Raw genomic sequence first — 18,927 nt, forward strand, 5'->3', positions numbered from 1 at the left:
CCTCAACCATCGAAACGAGAAAGATCATATGACGACGGCCCGGAGCATATCCGGGTCAGGTAACGGGGGTTGACGCCGGGTCACCGAAATTGGCGCGTTGTTTTCGGTGCTGTCCTCAACAGCTCGGTCGACGCATGAAAGCGCCCCGGGCCGTGTGGGCCCGGGGCGCTCGACTGCCTGCGGGCGCGAGGCGCCCGCCCGCGAACTAGGCGGTCGCCGCCGCGGCGTCCGCGGCCTGCGCCTTCAGCGCGCGCTCCACGCCCGACCGCGACTCCAGCACCAGCCGCCGCAGCGCCGCGTTCGGCTCGGCCGACTCCAGCCAGGAGTCCGTCGCGTCCAGGGTGTCCTGCGAGATCTGCAGCGACGGGTACAGGCCGACCGCGACCTGCTGGGCCATCTCGTGGCTGCGGGACTCCCACACGCCCTTGACCGCGGCGAAGTACTTCTCGGTGTACGGAGCGAGCAGCTCGCGCTGGTCGGTCTGGACGAAGCCGAGGATCACGGCCTCCTGCACGGCGTTGGGGAGCTTGTCGCCCTCCACCGCGGACGCCCAGGCCTCCGCCTTCGCCTCGGCCGTCGGCCGGGCCGCGCGCGCCGTCGCCGCGTGGCGCTCGCCGGCCGCGGTCTTGTCCCGCTCGTACTCGCCCGCGATGTCGTCCTCGTCGAGCACGCCGACCGCGGCCAGCCGCTCCACGAACGCCCACCGCAGCTCGGTGTCGACGACCAGGCCCTCGATCGTCTCCGTCCCGTCCAGCAGCGCCTGGAGCAGGTCCAGCTGCTGCGGCGTCCGGGCGGTGGCGGCGAACGCCCGCGCCCACGCCAGCTGGTGGTCGCCGCCCGGCTCGGCCGCGCGCAGATGCGCCAGCGTCGCGTCCGTCCACTGCGTCAGACCGGCCTCGCGCCAGTCCGGCGCCGCGTACACGTCGACGGCCAGCTTCACCTGGCGGTGCAGCGACTGGACGACGCCGATGTCGCTCTCCTTGCCGATGCCGGAGAGCACCAGCGACAGATAGTCGCGGGCGGCCAGCTCGCCGTCGCGCGTCATGTCCCAGGCGGCGGCCCAGCACAGGGCGCGCGGCAGCGACTCGGTGAAGTCGCCCAGGTGCTCGGTGACGGCCTTCAGCGAGTCCTCGTCCAGCCGGATCTTGGTGTACGTCAGGTCGTCGTCGTTGAGCAGGACCACCAGCGGACGGCGGGTGCTCTGCGGGAACGGCACCTCGGTGAGCTCGCCGTCGACGTCCAGCTCGATGCGGTTCGTGCGGACGAGCTTGCCGCCGGCGTCCAGGTCGTAGCAGCCGACCGCGATCCGGTGCGGGCGCAGCGTCGGCTCGCCCTTGGCTCCGGCGGGCAGCGCCGGGGCCTCCTGGCGCACGGCGAACGCGGTGACGTGCCCGTCCTCGTCGACCTCGATCTCCGGGCGCAGGACGTTGATGCCCGCCGTCTCCAGCCACGCCTTCGACCAGGTCTTCAGATCGCGGCCGCTGGTCTTCTCCAGCGCGCCCAGCAGATCCGACAGGCGCGTGTTGCCATAGGCGTGCGCCTTGAAGTACGCCTGCACGCCCGCGAAGAACTCGTCCTGGCCGACGTACGCCACGAGCTGCTTGAGGACCGAGGCGCCCTTCGCGTACGTGATGCCGTCGAAGTTCACCATGACGTCGTCGAGGTCGCGGATCTCGGCCATGATCGGGTGGGTGGAGGGCAGCTGGTCCTGCCGGTACGCCCATGTCTTCATGGAGTTCGCGAACGTCGTCCAGGAGTGCGGCCACTTCGAGCCCGGCGCGTCCGCCTGGCAGGCGATGGAGGTGTAGGTGGCGAACGACTCGTTCAGCCACAGGTCGTTCCACCACTCCATGGTGACCAGGTCGCCGAACCACATGTGGGCGAGCTCGTGCAGCAGCGTCTCCGCCCGCACCTCGTACGCCGCGTCCGTCACCTTCGAGCGGAAGACGTACTGGTCGCGGATGGTCACCGCGCCCGCGTTCTCCATGGCGCCCGCGTTGAACTCCGGCACGAAGAGCTGGTCGTACTTGGCGAAGGGGTAGGCGTAGTCGAACTTCTCCTGGAACCAGTCGAAGCCCTGCCGGGTGACCTCGAAGATCTCGTCCGCGTCGAGGTACTCGGCGAGCGAGGGACGGCAGTAGATGCCCAGCGGGACGGACTGGCCGTCCTTCTCGTAGCTGCTGTGCACCGAGTGGTACGGACCGACGATCAGCGCGGTGATGTACGACGAGATCCGCGGGGTGGGCTCGAAGACCCAGACGTCGTCCTTGGGCTCCGGCGTCGGCGAGTTGGAGATCACGGTCCAGCCGGAGGGCGCCTTCACGGTGAACTGGAACGTCGCCTTCAGGTCCGGCTGCTCGAAGCTGGCGAAGACCCGCCGAGCGTCCGGCACCTCGAACTGGGTGTAGAGATACGCCTGCTCGTCGACCGGGTCGACGAAGCGGTGCAGACCCTCGCCGGAGTTGGTGTACGCGCAGTCCGCGACGACCTTCAGCTCGTTGCGGCCCTCGTGCAGATGCTTCAGCGCGATCCGCGCGTCCCGGAAGACGGCGGCGACGTCCAGGGACTTGCCGTTCAGCACGGCCTCGTGCACGGCCGGGGCCACCAGATCGATGAAGGTCTCCGCGCCGGCCTCGGCGCTGTCGAAGCGCACCGTGGTCACGGACCGGTACGTTCCGCCTTCCTGCGCCCCGCTCAGGTCGAGGTCGATCTCATAGGAGTCGACGGTCAGCAGACGGGCCCGCTGCTGTGCCTCTTCGCGGGTCAGATTCGTGCCAGGCACGCTGTCATCTCCTCGGTTCGTGACGTTTGCGGCCATCCTTCCACGGGCCGCCGTCCGCCCGCCCCTGGGAATCCGCTGAAGCGAGAGCGGCCGCGAACGCCGTGATCCGCGCGGTGGGAGCGTCTCTGCGCCAGACCAGCCCGAGCACCGAGTCGGGCAGCCCGCCGACCGGCACGAACACGATGTCGCGCCGGCCGTGGTACTCGGCGGTGGGGCCGCACAGCAGCATCGCGCCCCGGCCCGCCGCGACCAGGGTCAGCCCCTCCTGGAGGGTGGCGACCTCGGGGCCCGGGGCGCCCGGGGCATGCGCCTCGATCCAGTACTCCGGGGCCGGGGCGGACACCCTGATCAGCGGCTCGTCGGCGAGCTCGGCGGCGCTCAACGAGGCACGGCCCGCGAACCGGTGGCGCACCGAGACCGCCAGCGTCTGCCGCTGCTGGGAGAAGACCGGGCCGAGCACGAGGTCCTCCTCGGCCACCGGCAGCAGCACGGCCGCGACGTCCACCCCGCCGCCGCGCACCGCGCCGAAGGGATCGCGCAGCGGTATCTCGCTGACCTCCGTCGAACAGGCCGGGTACGCCCTGTGGAAGGCGTCGAGCGCCCGCATCAGGACCTCGTCCGCTGCGCCCTGGAAGCCGACCCGCAGCGTGCCCTCGACGCCCCGGGCGGCGGCCTTCGCGTCCTGGACCGTCGCCGACAGTGCGTCGTAGGCGGGGCGCAGTCCGGTGAGGAATCGCTCGCCGAGCGGGGTCAGCCGCACCCGGCGGCTGGTGCGCTCGACCAGCCGCGCGCCGATCCGGCCCTCCAGGGAGCGCAGCAGCTGGCTGACCCGGCTCTGGGAGACGTACAGCCGCTCGCCCGCCCTGCCGAAGTGCAGCTCCTCCGCCAGCACCAGGAAGCACTCCAGCTCCCGGATCTCCATCCCCGCCCCTCCGCCCGCCCTCGCTCGACGCGCACGGACGCCGTCCGACGCACGGACCCCGCTCGACGCACGGCCCTCAGCCCATCGATGAGCCCGGCCCATCGATGAGCCCGGCTCATAGAAGGATGAGACCTTCGGCGTTGTTCCCGGCCGGCCCGGGGCGAAGGCTGGCGAGCATGATCAGAAGTCCTCGATCCCCCGTCTTCAGTGTCCTGGCCGTCGCGTTCGCGACGTTCTGCGTCGTCACCACCGAGCTGCTGCCGGTCGGCCTGCTCAGCCCCGTCGCCACCGGACTGCGCGTCTCGGAGGGCGCGGCCGGTCTTGCGGTCACCCTGCCCGGGCTCGTCGCCGCCGTCGCGGCCCCCCTGCTCGCCGTCGTCGCCGGCAGGGCGGACCGGCGCACCGTCCTGTGCACGCTGACCGCGCTGCTGGCCGCCGCCAATCTGCTCTCCGCCCTCGCCCCCAGCTTCGCCGTGCTGCTCCTCGCCCGGGTGCTGGTCGGCGTCTGCATCGGCGGAGTCTGGGCGATCGCCGCGGGGCTCGCCGTGCGCCTCGTGCCCGCCGCCTCCGCCGGCCGCGCCACCGCCGTGATCTTCAGCGGGATCGCGGTCGCCTCCGTCCTCGGCGTGCCCGCCGGGACGCTGATGGGCGAACTCGCCGACTGGCGGGCTGCGTTCGCCGTCATGGGCGGCCTCGCGCTGGTCCTGACGGCGGCGCTCGCCCTCGCGCTGCCGCCGCTGCCCGCCGAGGGCCCGGTCCGTCTCGCCGCGGTGGCCGCCCTGCTCGGCAGGGCGCGGGTGCGGACCGGTCTGCTGGTCGTGCTGGCCCTGGTGACCGGTCACTTCGCCGCGTACACCTACGTCCGCCCCGCCCTGGAGCGGGTGGACGGCGTCGGCGCGGGCGTGATCAGCGTGCTGCTGCTCGCGTACGGGGGCGCGGGCATCGCCGGGAACTTCGCCGCCGGCGCCGCGTCCGCCCGCGGCCCGCGCCGGACCCTGCTCGCCATCGCCGTCGCGCTCGCCGCCGTGACGCTGCTGCTCGCCCCGGCAGGCGGCTCGCTCGCGGCGACCGGGGCGCTGCTCCTCGCCTGGGGGCTGGCGTACGGAGGGGTGTCGGTGAGCACCCAGAACCTGCTGGCCGCGGCCGCGCCCGAGGCCCGCGAGGCGGTGTCGGCGCTGTTCGTGTCGGTGTTCAACGTGGCGATCGCGCTGGGCGCGCTGCTCGGCGGCCGGGCGGTCGACGCCTTCGCCGTCGAGGGGGCGCTGGTGCTCGGCGGTGTGCTCGCGGCGCTCTCGGCGGCGGTCCTCGCGCTGTCGGGGCCGCGCGCGGGCACGGCGAGGTCCACGTCCGAATCCCGCCGGAACGCGGACCGGCCGCGCGCCACTCTGAAGCCATGACGACACAGCAGGCGACACAGCAGGCGACAGAGCAGACGACAGAGCAGACGACAGAGCAGACGACGTCGAGGACACGGTGGGCCGCGCGCCCCATCTCAGCCGCCGCGCTCGAGGAGCTGCGCGACACCGACGACGCCGGACGCCCCTGCGTCCCGTACACCGACCCCGAGGGCGGCGCGCCGCTGCGCTGCTGCCTGCGGCTGAGCGAGAGCGGCGAGCGGATCGCCCTCGTCCAGTACGCCCCCCTGCGCCGCTGGGCGGCGGAGACCTCCGCCACACCGGGGGCGTACGACGAGCAGGGGCCGGTCTTCGTCCACGCCGAGGAGTGCGGGGGCCCCGCGCCCTCGGACGCGTACCCCTTCACCCACTCCGGCGCGCTGCGGACCGTGCGGCGCTACGACGAGCAGGGGCGGATCGTCGGCGGCCGGCTGCTGGAGATCCCCGAGGACGGGGCGCAGGGCTTCGACCACGCCTTCGCGGAGGCCTTCGAGGACCCGCAGGTGGCCCTGGTGCACGTGCGGAACGTGGAGTACGGCTGCTTCCACTTCGAGGTCCGCCGCGCCTAGCGCACCGCGCGCCCTCGGCGGGCGCGGAGAGAAGGTCCGGGGGCTCGGCCCCCGGACCGCTTCGCCGCTAGGCGGTGAGCTCCTGCGCCACCAGCTCCGCGATCTGCACCGCGTTCAGCGCGGCGCCCTTGCGCAGGTTGTCGTTGGAGAGGAACAGCGCCAGGCCGTTGTCGACCGTCTCGTCCACCCGGATGCGGCCCACGTACGACGCGTCCTTGCCCGCGGCCTGGAGCGGCGTGGGGATGTCGGACAGCACCACGCCCTCGGCGTCCTTCAGCAGCTCGTAGGCGCGCTCCACCGAGATCGGGCGGTCGAACCGTACGTTGACCTGCAGCGAGTGGCCCGAGAAGACCGGGACGCGCACACAGGTGCCGGAGACCTTCAGCTCCGGGATCTCCAGGATCTTGCGGGACTCGTTGCGGAGCTTCTGCTCCTCGTCGGTCTCGTGCGAGCCGTCGTCGACGAGGCTGCCCGCGAGCGGCACCACGTTGAAGGCGATCGGGCGCTGGTAGACGGCCGGCTCGGGGAAGGCGACGGCCTCGCCGTCGAAGGCCAGCTGGTCGGCGGTCTCGGCGACCGCGCACGCCTGGGTGCGCAGCTCGGCGACGCCGGCCACGCCCGAGCCGGAGACGGCCTGGTAGGTGGTGGCGACCAGCGCCACGAGGCCCGCCTCCTGGTGGAGCGGCTTGAGGACGGGCATCGCGGCCATGGTCGTGCAGTTCGGGTTGGCGATGATGCCCTTGGGGCGGTCCTTGATCGCGTGCGGGTTGACCTCGGACACCACCAGGGGCACCTCGGGGTCGCGTCGCCACGCGGAGGAGTTGTCGATCACGACGGCGCCCTGCGAGGCGACCTTCTCGGCGAGCGCCCGGGAGGTGCCGCCGCCGGCGGAGAAGAGCACGATGTCGAGGCCGGTGTAGTCGGCGGTGGAGGCGTCCTCGACCGTCACGCCGTCGACGACCGTGCCGGCGGACCTGGCAGAGGCGAACAGCCGCAGCTCGTCGACCGGGAAGCTCCGCTCGGCAAGGATCTTGCGCATGACCGTGCCGACCTGACCGGTGGCTCCGACGATTCCGACCTTCACAGGGATTCCTCCGTACGTTCTTGCGGCTCGTTCTGCTCCATGATGCGTATGTCCCCGGCCGCCTTGTCCAATCCATTGTCCGAGGAGCGGGACGTGTGACGCGGGACATGCCGACGGGGCGGGCGCGCAGTGCCGCGCCCGCCCCGCCGGGGTACCGCTCACACCGCTACGGCGTGACCTTCTCGATCACCACGCTGCCGGCGCCCGCGATCGTGCCGCGGCCGTTCAGCAGCTGCACCTCGCCGAAGAACTGCCGTCCCTCAGGCGCCGCGCCGCCGACCACGATCTCGGCGCTGACCTGCGCCGACGCCCCGTGGGCGAGCGTGACGGGCTTGCTCGCGTCGACCTTGACCGAGCCGAGCGACGGCGCGAAGAACACATCGCGGTAGTCGTACTCGGTGGTCCCGGCCGGCACGGAGTAGCCGTCGACCACGATGCGGTAGGTGCCCGCGGCCGGCTTGGCCAGGCTCACGGCCTCCTCGGAGTCGCCGTCCGCCGCCTGGCCGACCCGGACGCTGCCCAGGTAGACGGCCAGGTCCAGGTCGGCGCCGTTGTCGGAGACCCCGCCGATGGCGATGTCCAGCCGCTCGACGCCGTCGCCGATGGTGACCGTCGACTCCTGGCTCTCGCCCTGCTTGATCGACGGGCGGGCGACCTTCGCCGAGCCCAGCGGGCCGCCGGCCAGCTTGCCGTCGATGGCCGCGAAGCCGTTCGTCACCTTCCACTCGACGGGGGCCGGCGTGCCGACCTTCGCCTCGGGGAGGGTCTTGACGGCCGGGTCGAAGCTCGCGCCGAGCATGGAGACGTCGAGCTTGTAGGGGTTGTCCAGCAGCGGGGACGTGCGCCGCGACTCGACCTCGATCTCCCAGACGCCCGGCGTCGGCTCGGCGTACGAGCGCAGATCCGGGCGGCAGGTGTTCTTCGGGTTGTTGTAGTTGGCGTAGCAGTTGATCGTCGAGCTGTCGTCGACCGGCACGCCGTACGGGTGGATGCCGATGAACCGAGTGTGGCTGTCCTTGGCCAGCCCGCCGAGCGCGACCTCGAGGTTCTTCGCGCCCTCCGGCACCGTGACGAAGTACGACGTGTGGCTGTTGCGCTGCACCGAGCCGGAGGCCGAGAAGGAGTACGACGGCTTCGCCAGCTCGTTGGAGACCACGACGGTGGACAGGATCTGCTTGTCCACGCCCTCGGTGCGCGGGTCGTCCGCCTCCAGGATCGCGCTGTGCACGCCCGCGGTGCGGGGCTTGGCGTTGACCTTGACGGTGACCGGCTGGTTCAGCGGCAGCGAGACCGCGCCGGAGCCCGGCAGGTCGAAGGTGCCGTCGTTGTACTTCCAGTCCAGCTCGTGCCGCACCGGGCGGTCCGGTCCGGTCGTGCGGGTGATGACGATGTCGTACGACTTCTTCTGGCCCGCCTTCAGACCGCCCTCGCGGTCGTAGAGGCCGGCGCCGAAGCCCGGGGTCTTCAGCGCGAAGTCGATCGCGGTGTCGACCGGGGCCTTGACCGCGTACTCGTGGGCGGTCGCGCCGTCCTTGATGGCCTCCCACGCGTCCACGATGTTGATCAGGCCGGAGCCCTGCTCATGCGCCTGCACACCGGCGATGCGGTCGGCGGTGCTGGTCAGCGCGGTGCGCAGGGTCGCCGGGGTCAGCTCGATCTTGCGCTGCTTGGCGGCGGAGAGCAGCAGCGCGCTCGCGCCCGCGGCCTGCGGCGAGGACATCGAGGTGCCCTGCAGCATGGAGTAGCCGGGCGGGAGCTGGTAGCCGGCCTCGGCGACCGGGCCGCCGGGGGACCAGGTCTGGGTGGTGTTGATGGACGCGCCGGGCGCGGTGATGGTCGGCGTGAAGCCGCCGTCCTCGCGCGGGCCGCGGGAGGAGAAGGGCAGCATGGCGTACTTCTTCTGCACGCCCGAGCCGTAGTTGGCCGCCCAGGTCTCCTTGGAGATGGCCGCGCCGACCGAGATCACCTTGTCGGCGACGGCCGGGTCGCCGAGGGTGTTGGTGCCGGGGCCCTCGTTGCCGGCCGAGATGACCAGCTGGACGCCGTAGGTGTCGATGAGCCGGTTGTAGAGCTCGGAGCGGGCGTTGTTGCCGTCGTTCAGCGGCGGCAGGCCGCCGATGGACATGTTGACGATGTCCACGCCCCGGTCGATGACCAGGTCGGCCATGCCCTCGGTGAGCGCGATGTTGGTGCAGCCGCCGCTCCAGGTGCAGGCGCGCGAGGAGACGAGCTTCGCGCCGGGGGCCGCGCCGTTCATCTTGCCGCCGAAGAGGCTGTTGGCGGCGGTGATGCCGGCGACGTGGGTGCCGTGCGAGCCCTCGATGACGCCGATGCTGACGTAGTCGGCCTTCGCGCCCGCCGCGTTGTAGACGACGTCCTGGCGGACCTCGATGACGAACGGAATGCGCTCGACGACCTCGGTGGCCGGGTCGTCCGTGCCGAAGTAGCCGACCTGGAAGCCGTTCTTGTACGGCTTCATCACGGCGTCGTTGCCGAAGTCAGCGTCGTTGTCGAGGTCGACGCGGGCGGTCCGGGTGCCGGGGTCGTAGAGCACGGCCCACACGTCGGTGGTGTCGCCGTCCCGGTTGAGGTCGCCGGCCATGTCGCCGCCCTTGGTGGCGGCCTCGGCGAAGACGTTGAACTTGTACGCGCCCGCCGGGGCGGAGTACGTACGGCCGTTGACCGCGAACGTGGGTCCGCTGACGTTCGCGCGCATCTGGAGCCAGGTGCCGTCGCCGTCCGCGACCGGGTCGGTCGCGGTGACCCAGTCGACGATCTTGCGCTCGCCGGTGGTGGTCTTCTGCAGCGCGGGGTGGCCGACGTCGACGCCCGAGTCGAGGATGCCGATGGTCACTCCGCGGCCGTCGGCCTTGGGGTTCTTCTTGACGAAGTCGACGGCGCCGGTCTCGAAGGACGGGTTGTACGGGTTCTTCGCCGGCGTCTTCTTATCCGGCGCGGGGTACTTCGCGGCCTGCGCGCCCGCCTTGCCCGCTGCCTTCGCCGCGTCCGCGGCCGGCGTCGGGTCGTCCAGCTCGATCTCGTGCTTGAGGTCGATGCCGTGGACGCTGGAGAGCTTGGCCGCCGCCTTGAGGGCGGCCTCCGCCTTGCCGGTCGGCAGGGTGGCCCGGACATAGCCGAGCTTGTCGTACGTCTTGCCGACCGAGGCGCCGTCGACGGCGTCCAGCTGCCCGGCGACCTGCTCGGTCGCGCCGGGGGCGGTGGCGACCATGACGGTGACGCTCTTCTGGCCCTTGGCCTCGGCCTGGGCCAGCAGCTCCTCGTCGGCCGAACCGATCTTGTCGGAGGCGGACTTGGCCTTGACGCCCGCGGCCGGAGGGGCCGGGTCGTCGGCAGGAGCGGCGGCGAAGACCGGCGCGGCGCCGGCGGCGACCATCGCGGTCACCAGCGAGACGGCTGCGGCGAGGCGCGCGGCCCGTCTGTGCCCGGGTATCGAACGCCCTGCTGTGGTGCTCTGGGAATCGGGGGTCATCAGCATCCCTGTGGGGTGAATGAGAGGTCCGGAATTCGGTGTCGAATGACCGCTCAGCCTTTCGTAAGTGACCAGGGTTTGTGGAGGGTTGATGAAGACAGGTTCTGTTCATGGCGTACATCCGCCACTGCGCGCAGTACGCCACGCGTGGGGGTCCGCAGGCGGAGCGGATGCCTCCGGGGCGCCCTTTAACCCCTCTTCGTAGCGTCAAGGGTTAGACTGGGCGCCGTGACAGCCCAGGACCCCCGGCCGCTGGCCGGCGAGCCGCTCTCCGTCGACCTCCTCAACACCCGGTGGACCGACGGCGCGGCCGCCCACGACCTCCTCGAGTCCACCGCCGGCCTGGCCGTCTGGCTGGACTCGCCGACCGTCGCCGACGCACTGGTCGGCAGGGACGTCCGCGCCGACCGCGCCACGCTCGACGCCCTGCTCGCGGCGCGCTCCGCGCTCGCCGAGGCGGTCGAGAGCTCCGACGGCCCTGGCGCCCCCGCGGCCCGGGCGGCGCTCAACGAGGTGCTCGCCCACGGGCGGCTCCGTCTTCGGCTGGACGCGGACGGCCCCGCGCAGAGCGTCGAGACCGACGACGCGGCCTGGCTCCCCGCCTGGGCCGCCGTGCGGGACTGGCTGCGGCTCCTGGGCGACCGCCCCGACCGGATCCGCGCGTGCGCCGGCCCGGAGTGCGTCCTGCACTTCTACGACACGTCCAAGAACGGCACCCGCCGCTGGTGCTCCATGGCCGGCTGCGGCAACCGCGCCAAGGCCTCGCGCCACTACGCACGCCGCCGCCAGGACTGACCCCGGGCCTGGTCCCGGCGAAGCGGGTCGAGCCGGGTGACGCCCCTCGGCGACTGCGCCTAGCCTCGCCGGATGAACAACCGGGTGAACAGAGGTCCGAAGAACAAGGAGTTGAGGGTCGCGGCGTACGCCGTGTGCGTAAGGGACGAGCAGATCCTGCTCGCCCGCTGGGTGGCACGCGACGGCGCGAAGCGGTGGACGCTGCCGGGTGGCGGCATGGATCACGGGGAGGACCCCCTCGACACGGTGGTGCGGGAGGTGGCGGAGGAGACGGGCTACGCCTCGCAGATGACGGCGCTGCTCGGCGTCGACTCGATCCGCCGCCGCTATCCGCGGCGGCTGGGCGCCTTCGCCGACTTCCAGGGACTGCGGATCGTGTACGAGGGACGGATCACGGGCGGCGAGCTGCGCCCTGAGGCGGACGGGTCGACGGATCTGGCGGCCTGGCACCCGCTGGACGCGGTGAGCGCTCTGGAGCGGGTCGAGCTGGTCGACGTCGGGCTGGAGCTGTGGCGCTCCAGACCGCCGGTGGGCAGGGTCGCTCAGCGGGGGAGCACGACCACGTAGGCGGCCGGGTCCCGGTCGCCGGACGCCATGAGCGCGGTGCGGACGACGGTCGCCTGCTGCTCGGGGGCGTCGCGCAGCTTCTTCGGCGTGATGTGCACGACGGTGATGCCGAGCCGCTCCAGGTGCTCGCGCTTGCGGGCGTGCTCCGACCACAGGGCGTCCTCGTTCTGGCGGGGCGCGCGGGTGTCGAGCTCGACGGCGACGGCGTGGTCGGGCCAGTAGGCGTCGACGCCGCCGAGGTGGGGGCCGCCGGGGAGCCGCAGGTCCACGTTCCAGACGGGGTCGGGCAGGCCCTGGGAGCGGACCATGTCGAACAGCCGGTCCTCGGCGACGGACCGGCCCTCGGCGAGGAGCGAGTCGACGGCGTCCACGACATGGGGGCGGTTGAGCAGCCGGGCGCGGCTCAACTCCTTGACGACGGCCGCGGGTTCGCAGTGCCCGCCGCGCACGGCCTCGGTGAGGAGGCGGCGTACGGCGTTGGCGTCGGCGAGATGCGCCACGGCGTCGGCGACGGCCCGGGCGACGGGGGCGACGGGGACGCCGGTCACCTCCTGGGGCTCGGGCAGGGCGTGCGCGCGTACGAGTCGCGCGCATCCGGTCGAGCGCAGCCGACGGTTACGGGGGATCAGGACGTCGATCCGGTCGAGCGAGGGCAGCGGCGGGGCGGACGCGAACCGGTACAGCGCGAGGGCGGCGAGCCCGGTGATCATGACCTCCCCGTACTGCCCGGGCGCGAGGGGCCGCCCGGCGTACAGCAGCGCGCCGTGCAGCCGCTCCTCGCTGGTGGCCGGCCCGGGGTGCAAGAGGAACACCCCTGGCAACAACTGCTGCCAGGGCCCTCCCGGCCGGCACTGCGCGGTGGTGCGCGCGGCGGTGACGCCGTGCTCCCGCAACTGCGCGGCGGACAGCACGCGCCGCTGTGCATCGCAGAGGTGGGAGAGGGGGAGGGGGGAGAGCGGGGTGTTGGGGTTCATGCGACGGGGATGCCCGGAGGGGGGCGGCTGACTAACCGCTGTTACAAGGCCGTCGACATTTCAGGACAACATCGCCCTAAAGTACGGACGTTCGACTGCCGAGAGGCGGAATTGGTGCCGGTGAGGGGGTTTGAAGGGGATCGTCCTGCGGTTTCGCTCCCCTCGGACGGAGGGGTTCCGCCGGGCCCGCGGCCGAGCCGGCGAGGGCCTACGGAACGCTCCACGGTCCCGAGACGCGCACTCGCACACGTGGACGCCCGCCTCCCGGCACGTGCCGCGCCCCCAACTCACGCCCTCGCGCCGGGAGCTCCCGCCCGCCCGCCGACAATTCGGCTCGATCTAGCGGTCGCACGGGCGTGCGCGGGGCCTCGGCGGCCTGCGGGGGCGGTGGGGTTCGGCCGATCGCGCCGTGGGCGTCCTGCCCCAGACCGCCCGCCCGTCCGCCCCGCGGGGCGCGCCGCAGCGCGTCGTCGGCGGGGGCGTTGCCCCGGTAGGGGGTCTGGGGGCGCCTGCCCCCAGACCGCTCACCCCGCAGCTACGCCGACCCGTCGCAGTCCTGCGCCCGCAGTGCGCGGGACAGGTCCGACCTTGCCTCCAGGACCAGGCGGCGCAGCGCCGGTGGCGCGCCCTCGTGGGTCGTCAGCCAGGCGTCCGTCGCACGCAGCGTCGCGTCGTCGTCCTGGAGGCTCGGGTACAGGCCCCTCACCACGTCCATCGCGATCTGGATCGACCGCTCCTCCCACACCCGCTCGATCGCCTCGAAGTACTTCGCCGCGTACGGCGCCAGCAGCTCCCGCTGGCCCGGCTGTGCGAAGCCCGAGATCGTCGCCTCCACCAGGGCGTTGGACAGCGTGTCCGACTCCACCACCTGGGCCCACGCCTGGTCCTTCACCGCCGCCGACGGGCGGGCCGCCAGGCAGCGGATCTGGTGGCGCTTGCCCGACGCCGTGTCGTCGCGCCGCAGTTCGGCCGCCACGAACTCCTCGTCCGCCGCCCCGTGCGACGCCAGCGGCTCCACGAACGCCCACCGCAGCTCCTGGTCCACGTCCAGGCCGTCGATCTTCGCCGTGCCCTCCAGCAGGCCGTGCAGCAGCTGGAGATCCGACTCCGAGTCCGCCGTCGCGGCGAAGAACCTCGCCCACGTCAGCTGGTGCTGGCTCCCCGGCTCCGCCAGCCGCAGCTCGCGCAGGGCGCCCTCCGCCAGCAGCCGCGCGCCCTCCTCGCGCCACGCCGGCGCCGCGTAGTGCACGAGCGCCGCGCGGGTCCACGCGTGCAGCATCTGGAGCACGCCGATGTCCGACTCGCGCCCCGCGAACCGCAGCACCAGGTCGACGAAGTCCCGCGCCGGCATCAGCGCGTCGCGCGTCAGGTTCCACAGCGCCGACCAGCACAGGGCCCGCGCCAGCGGGTCCTCGATGTCTCCGAGCCGGGCGCGCAGCGTCTCCAGCGAGCCCTCGTCGAAGCGGATCTTGCAGTAGGTCAGGTCGTCGTCGTTCACCAGGACGAGCTCGGGCCTCTCCGCCCCCGCCAGCTCCGCCACGACCGTCCGCACGCCCGTCACGTCGACCTCGGCGCGCGCGTACCGCACGAGCTCCGTGCCCTCGTGCCGGTACAGCCCCACCGCGACCCGGTGCGGCCGCAGCACGTCGCCGTCCTGCACCACCGCGAGCTCGGTGATCCGGTCCCCGGCGTCGTACACGACCACCGGCGTCAGGGAGTTGACCCCCGACGTCTCCAGCCAGGACCGCGACCACGCCTTCATGTCGCGGCCCGACGTCTCCTCCAGCACCGACAACAGGTCGCCCAGCCGCGTGTTCCCGTACGCGTGACGCTTGAAGTACCGCCGCGCCCCCTCCAGGAACGCGTCCCGCCCCGCGTACGCCACCAGCTGCTTCAGGACCGACGCGCCCTTCGCGTACGTGATCCCGTCGAAGTTCAGCTTCGCGTCCTCCAGGTCGCGGATGTCCGCGGTCACCGGATGCGTCGACGGCAGCTGGTCCGCCCGGTACGCCCACGCCTTGCGGTTGTTGGCGAAGGTGACCCAGCTGTTGGTGAAGCGCGTCGCCTCGGCCAGCGAGAACGCCCCCATGAAGTCGGCGAACGACTCCTTCAGCCACAGGTCGTCCCACCACTGCATGGTGACCAGGTCGCCGAACCACATATGCGCCATCTCGTGCAGGATCACGTTCGCCCTGCGCTCGTACGACGCCTGGGTGACCTTCCCCCGGAAGACGAACTCCTCCCGGAAGGTCACGCACCCCGGGTTCTCCATCGCCCCGATGTTGTACTCCGGCACGAACGCCTGGTCGTACTTCCCGAACGGGTACGGGTAGTCGAAGTTGTCGTGGAAGAAGTCCAGTCCCTGCTTGGTGACCAGGAAGATGTCGTCCGCGTCGAAGTGCCTCGCCAGCCCCTTGCGGCACATCGCGCCCAGCGGGATCTCCAGCTCCGTGCCGTCGTCGAGCGTGCGGGTGTAGCGATCCGTCACATAGTGGTACGGACCGGCCACGACCGCCGTGATGTACGTCGAGATCGGCTTCGTCGGCTCGAACCGCCACACGCCGTCCTCGCCGAGCGCGCCCTCGCCGTTGCTCCACGCCGTCCAGCCCTCGGGCGCGGTCACCTGGAAGCTGAAGGGGGCCTTGAGGTCCGGCTGCTCGAAGTTCGCGAAGACGCGGCGGGCGTCCGCCGGCTCGTACTGCGTGTAGAGGTAGACCTCGCCGTCCTCCGGGTCGACGAAGCGGTGCAGCCCCTCGCCCGTGCGGCTGTACGCGCACTGCGCGTCCACGACCAGCACGTTCTGCTCCGCCAGCGAGTTCAGCGCGATCCGCGCCCCGTCGAAGACCGCCGCCGGGTCCAGCTTCTCGCCGTTGAGCGTGACGCTCGTCACCGCCGGCGCCAGCAGATCCGCGAACGTCGACGCGCCCGGCTCGGCCGACCGGAAGCGGATCGTCGTCACCGAACGGAAGGTGCGCGGCCCGGACCTCTCCTGCGCCTCTCCGACCGCCGAGCGCAGGTCGAGGGCCACCTCGTACCCGTCGACGGACAGCAGCTCGGCCCTTCGACGGGCCTCGTCGCGGGACAGATTCTCTCCGGGCACGGGCACTCCTTCGTGTCTCGTTCGAACACGGCCGATCCTCCCACGCACGCTTGGCACGCGGTATCGGGGAATCCCTCGACCGCGGGCCGCGTTGCCCTCCTCGAAGCACGACGAGGAAGTCCCGCAGAGGAGAGAGATGTCCGAGAACGCCGAGCCCGCCACGACCACGGCCGACTTCTGGTTCGACCCCCTGTGCCCCTGGGCGTGGATGACCTCCCGCTGGATGCTGGAGGTGGAGAAGGTCCGCGACGTCGCGGTGCGCTGGCACGTCATGAGCCTCGCCGTCCTCAACGAGGACAGGCTGGACGAGCTGCCGGAGCGGTACCGCGAGAGCATGAAGAACGCATGGGGCCCGGTCCGCGTCGTCGTCGCGGCGCAGCAGAAGTACGGCGACGACGTCGTCGGCCCGCTCTACACCGCCCTCGGGACCCGTTTCCACAACGAGGGCCAGGGCCCGACCCGCGAGGCGATCGCGGGCGCGCTGGAGGAGGTCGGCCTCCCCGCCGACCTGATCGACTACGCGGACCAGGACGTCTACGACACCGAGCTGCGCGCCTCCCACAAGGAGGGCATCGACAAGGTCGGCCAGGAGGTCGGCACCCCGGTCATCGCGGTCCCGGGCTCGGACGGCCGGCAGATAGCGTTCTTCGGCCCGGTCGTCACCCCGGCGCCCAAGGGCGAGGAGGCGGCGAGGCTCTGGGACGGCACGCTGATGGTCGCCTCGATCCCCGGCTTCTACGAGATCAAGCGCACCCGCACCCAGGGGCCGATCTTCGACTGAGCCCGTGCGACCGCGCTCCCGCGCGCGTCGACGCAGAAGTGCCCCGCGAGTCCTGTCCTCGCGGGGCACTTCCTCTTTTCCGCCTGCAGGTGAAGGTTGAGAAGACGATCACGAGCAGGACGCTTGGGGGTCCCTCGGTCCTTACGGCGCGACCAGCAGGTTCGTCGAGTGCGCCTTGGCGGCCGTGTAGCGCTTCGCCACGTCCTGCCAGTTGACGACCTGCCACATCGCGTCGATGAAGTCCACCTTCTGGTTCTTGTACTGGAGGTAGAAGGCGTGCTCCCAGGCGTCGAACACGAGGATCGGGACCGAGCCCTGGCCGACGTTGCCCTGGTGGTCGTAGATCTGCTCGACGATCAGGCGGCCGCTGAGCGGCTCGTACGCCAGCACGCCCCAGCCCGAGCCCTGCGTCGTCGCCGACGCCTTGGTCAGCTGGGTCTTGAACTTGGCGAAGGAGCCGAAGGACTCGGCGATGGCGTCCGCGAGCTCGCCCACGCCGTCCTTGTCGAGCGGCTCGCCGCCGCCGTCGCCCGTCATGTTGTGCCAGTAGATGCTGTGCAGGATGTGGCCGGAGAGGTGGAACGCGAGGCTCTTCTCGAGGCCGTTGATCGCGCCCCACGCCTCCTTGTCGCGTGCCTCGGCCAGCTGCTCGAGCGTGTCGTTGGCGCCCTTGACGTAGGCCGCGTGGTGCTTGTCGTGGTGGAGCTCGATGATCTGCGGGTTGATGACCGGCTCGAGCGCCGCGTAGTCGTACGGAAGTTCAGGAAGTGTGTACATGGCCATGTCCGGACGGTCCCTCCGACTGCTTATTGCGCATCCTATGCAAATGCACCGTAGCAGCAGGCGCCACCGGAGTTGATCAGGCGATGGTCCTAGGTCCGAGGACCCCCCTGGTGCTCTTCCACAGCCCGCTCGGACCGGGCGCGCGCACGGGACGACGCCAGCCGGCCCAGGTGCTCCTCGTAGGCGCGCGCGTAGAACGCCGACCGCTCCGGGTTCGGCTCGAGGACCGCCGTCGGCGCGGTCCACGACGCGACGTCCAGTTCCACGCCGTACCGCTCCGCCGCCGCCAGCACCGCGCCGCGCGCCCCCACCTCGCCCTCCACGATCCGCAGCGGCCGGCCCAGCACATCGGCGAACAGCCGCATCCACGCCGGGGACCGGGTGCCGCCGCCGCAGATCGCGAGGGACCCGGTCAGGCCCGCCGCCTCCAGGCAGTGGCGGGCGGCGAAGCCGATGCCCTCGCAGGTCGCGCGGATCAGATCCGCCTTGGTCGACTCCAGCGACACGCCGGTCAGCTCGGCCCGCAGCCGCGGCTCGACGAAGGGGGCCCGCTCCCCGGACGGCGCGAAGTACGGCTGCACACGGACCCCGTTCGCGCCCGCCGGGGCCCCCGCCAGCAGGGCGTCGACCTCTGTGTGGGGCACGCCCGTGGTGTTCAGCACCCAGTCCAGCGCGGCCGTGCCCACCATCGCGGGCATCGCGCGCAGCCAGCGCCCGGGACGGTCGGTCGAGATGTACAGCCCGGCCGGCTCGCCCGTCAGGTCCAGCTCGCAGGCGGCGACCAGAGAGGCCAGACAGGTGCCGACGATCAGCAGCCCGTCGCCCGGCTCGGTCACGCCCGCGCCCAGCGCGCAGGCGGGCAGGTCGTAGGGGCCGTTGGCGATGCGCGTCCCCGTCGGCAGCTCGCCGACGGCGACCGGGTCGCTGACCGGGGCGAGGAGCTCGCGGCGGTGGGCGAGTCCGAGCGCGTCGAGGACCTCGGGGGAGTAGGCGCGGGTGCGCGGGTCGAGGAAGGGCATCGAGGCGTCGGAGACGTCGGTGGCCCGCACGCCGGTCAGCCGCTGGAAGACCATGTCCTTGCAGTAGAGCGCGGTCGCCGCCGCGTCCAGCGACTTCGGCTCGTGCCGGTCCAGCCAGGCCAGCACCGGCCCGGGGCAGCCCGGGAACATCGCGCTGCCCGTGCGCCGGAAGACGGACTCGAAGACGCCCGACGCCTGCCACCGGTCGACGAGCTCATGGGCCCGGCCGTCCATCCAGGAGATCGCCGGCCGCACCGGCCGCCCCGACTCGTCGACCAGCCAGACCCCGTCGCCCTGCCCGGTCAGGCCCACCAGCTCCACCGGCTCGCCCGCGCCGGCGGTCAGGGCGGCGAGCACGTCGACGACCGCGCCGTACACCTCGTCCATGTCCTGCTCGACCCGGCCGCCCCGGATGTCCAGGGCCACCGGCCGCGACTCGACGGCCAGGGCGCCTCCCCGCTCGTCGAAGGCCGCCGCCTTGACCGTCGATGTGCCCACGTCGATGCCGATGTACATCGCAGATCTCCTCAGGTCGTCGGGTCGTCAGGTCGCTGCGGGGCCGTGGGGGGGGGGGGGGGGCCGCGCCGGGCGCCGCCCGGGGAGCGGGGGGGGCGCGGGGGCGCCGCCCGCCGCGCCGCCCCCCCCCGCCGCCCCCCCGGGGGCGCGC

At 72.3% G+C, this 18,927-nt stretch carries 13 protein-coding genes; 5 read left to right on the forward strand and 8 right to left on the reverse strand.

Annotated elements, in window-relative coordinates:
• Window positions 1–205: 205 nt before the first annotated feature.
• On the reverse strand, window positions 206–2,782 hold the full coding sequence (gene pepN / locus AB0M39_RS30320) for an aminopeptidase N (RefSeq protein WP_365369170.1): 2,577 nt from the start codon (window positions 2,780–2,782) through the stop codon (window positions 206–208).
• Window positions 2,783–2,786: 4 nt separating this feature from the next.
• Window positions 2,787–3,704 carry a LysR family transcriptional regulator gene (locus tag AB0M39_RS30325; RefSeq protein ID WP_365369173.1) on the reverse strand — a complete coding sequence of 306 codons (918 nt, stop codon included), beginning with the start codon at window positions 3,702–3,704 and terminating at the stop codon, window positions 2,787–2,789.
• Window positions 3,705–3,880: 176 nt separating this feature from the next.
• On the opposite strand from AB0M39_RS30325, the gene AB0M39_RS30330 reads away from it, so the two are divergent.
• Together AB0M39_RS30330 and AB0M39_RS30335 are read left to right on the forward strand one after the other, a co-directional pair.
• Complete coding sequence (locus tag AB0M39_RS30330; RefSeq protein ID WP_365369175.1) at window positions 3,881–5,101, forward strand: MFS transporter; 1,221 nt, start codon at window positions 3,881–3,883, stop codon at window positions 5,099–5,101.
• Window positions 5,098–5,667, forward strand: a complete 570-nt coding sequence (locus AB0M39_RS30335; RefSeq protein ID WP_365369177.1) for a DUF1203 domain-containing protein — start codon at window positions 5,098–5,100, stop codon at window positions 5,665–5,667. The genes AB0M39_RS30330 and AB0M39_RS30335 overlap by 4 nt, the downstream gene beginning before the upstream one ends.
• Window positions 5,668–5,734: 67 nt before the next feature.
• Here the strand turns inward: AB0M39_RS30335 and AB0M39_RS30340 are convergent, their stop codons facing one another.
• Window positions 5,735–6,751: an aspartate-semialdehyde dehydrogenase gene (locus AB0M39_RS30340; protein WP_365369179.1), complete on the reverse strand. Its 1,017-nt coding sequence runs from the start codon at window positions 6,749–6,751 to the stop codon at window positions 5,735–5,737.
• Between the two features lie 166 nt (window positions 6,752–6,917).
• Window positions 6,918–10,247, reverse strand: coding sequence for a S8 family serine peptidase (locus AB0M39_RS30345; RefSeq protein WP_365369181.1), 3,330 nt, complete (start codon window positions 10,245–10,247; stop codon window positions 6,918–6,920).
• Between the two features lie 222 nt (window positions 10,248–10,469).
• Here AB0M39_RS30345 and AB0M39_RS30350 point away from each other — a divergent pair, with 222 nt between their 5' ends.
• Both AB0M39_RS30350 and AB0M39_RS30355 read left to right on the forward strand, forming a co-directional pair.
• The gene (locus AB0M39_RS30350; RefSeq protein WP_365369183.1) at window positions 10,470–11,036 is read left to right on the forward strand and encodes a CGNR zinc finger domain-containing protein; all 567 of its coding nucleotides are present in this window, start codon (window positions 10,470–10,472) and stop codon (window positions 11,034–11,036) included.
• 72 nt (window positions 11,037–11,108) lie between these two features.
• Window positions 11,109–11,603, forward strand: coding sequence for an NUDIX hydrolase (locus tag AB0M39_RS30355; RefSeq protein ID WP_365369185.1), 495 nt, complete (start codon window positions 11,109–11,111; stop codon window positions 11,601–11,603).
• On the opposite strand, the gene AB0M39_RS30360 is transcribed toward AB0M39_RS30355, so the two are convergent.
• Window positions 11,579–12,577, reverse strand: coding sequence for a hypothetical protein (locus tag AB0M39_RS30360; protein ID WP_365369187.1), 999 nt, complete (start codon window positions 12,575–12,577; stop codon window positions 11,579–11,581). The genes AB0M39_RS30355 and AB0M39_RS30360 overlap by 25 nt on opposite strands.
• Window positions 12,578–13,112: 535 nt before the next feature.
• Window positions 13,113–15,677 carry an aminopeptidase N gene (pepN, locus tag AB0M39_RS30365; RefSeq protein ID WP_365369189.1) on the reverse strand — a complete coding sequence of 855 codons (2,565 nt, stop codon included), beginning with the start codon at window positions 15,675–15,677 and terminating at the stop codon, window positions 13,113–13,115.
• A 136-nt stretch (window positions 15,678–15,813) separates the two neighbouring features.
• On the opposite strand from pepN (AB0M39_RS30365), the gene AB0M39_RS30370 reads away from it, so the two are divergent.
• Window positions 15,814–16,458, forward strand: a complete 645-nt coding sequence (locus AB0M39_RS30370; protein ID WP_365369191.1) for a DsbA family protein — start codon at window positions 15,814–15,816, stop codon at window positions 16,456–16,458.
• Between the two features lie 141 nt (window positions 16,459–16,599).
• Here AB0M39_RS30370 and AB0M39_RS30375 read toward each other — a convergent pair whose 3' ends face one another.
• Window positions 16,600–17,241 carry a superoxide dismutase gene (locus tag AB0M39_RS30375; RefSeq protein WP_365369193.1) on the reverse strand — a complete coding sequence of 214 codons (642 nt, stop codon included), beginning with the start codon at window positions 17,239–17,241 and terminating at the stop codon, window positions 16,600–16,602.
• A gap of 89 nt (window positions 17,242–17,330) precedes the next feature.
• Window positions 17,331–18,776, reverse strand: a complete 1,446-nt coding sequence (locus AB0M39_RS30380) for an FGGY-family carbohydrate kinase (protein ID WP_365369195.1) — start codon at window positions 18,774–18,776, stop codon at window positions 17,331–17,333.
• Window positions 18,777–18,927 lie beyond the last annotated feature (151 nt).

It is taken from the genome of Streptomyces sp. NPDC051907, assembly GCF_040681075.1.
Classification (GTDB): Bacteria; Actinomycetota; Actinomycetes; order Streptomycetales; family Streptomycetaceae; genus Streptomyces.

Bases quoted from the DNA above. Each gene is read 5' to 3' on its own strand.
- AB0M39_RS30325 (WP_365369173.1), bottom strand. From the start codon at position 3,704: ATGGAGATCCGGGAGCTGGAGTGCTTCCTGGTGCTGGCGGAGGAGCTG.
- AB0M39_RS30330 (WP_365369175.1), top strand. From the start codon at position 3,881: ATGATCAGAAGTCCTCGATCCCCCGTCTTCAGTGTCCTGGCCGTCGCG.
- AB0M39_RS30335 (WP_365369177.1), top strand. From the start codon at position 5,098: ATGACGACACAGCAGGCGACACAGCAGGCGACAGAGCAGACGACAGAG.
- AB0M39_RS30345 (WP_365369181.1), bottom strand. From the start codon at position 10,247: ATGCTGATGACCCCCGATTCCCAGAGCACCACAGCAGGGCGTTCGATA.
- AB0M39_RS30355 (WP_365369185.1), top strand. From the start codon at position 11,109: ATGAACAACCGGGTGAACAGAGGTCCGAAGAACAAGGAGTTGAGGGTC.
- AB0M39_RS30360 (WP_365369187.1), bottom strand. From the start codon at position 12,577: ATGAACCCCAACACCCCGCTCTCCCCCCTCCCCCTCTCCCACCTCTGC.
- AB0M39_RS30370 (WP_365369191.1), top strand. From the start codon at position 15,814: ATGTCCGAGAACGCCGAGCCCGCCACGACCACGGCCGACTTCTGGTTC.
- AB0M39_RS30375 (WP_365369193.1), bottom strand. From the start codon at position 17,241: ATGGCCATGTACACACTTCCTGAACTTCCGTACGACTACGCGGCGCTC.
- AB0M39_RS30380 (WP_365369195.1), bottom strand. From the start codon at position 18,776: ATGTACATCGGCATCGACGTGGGCACATCGACGGTCAAGGCGGCGGCC.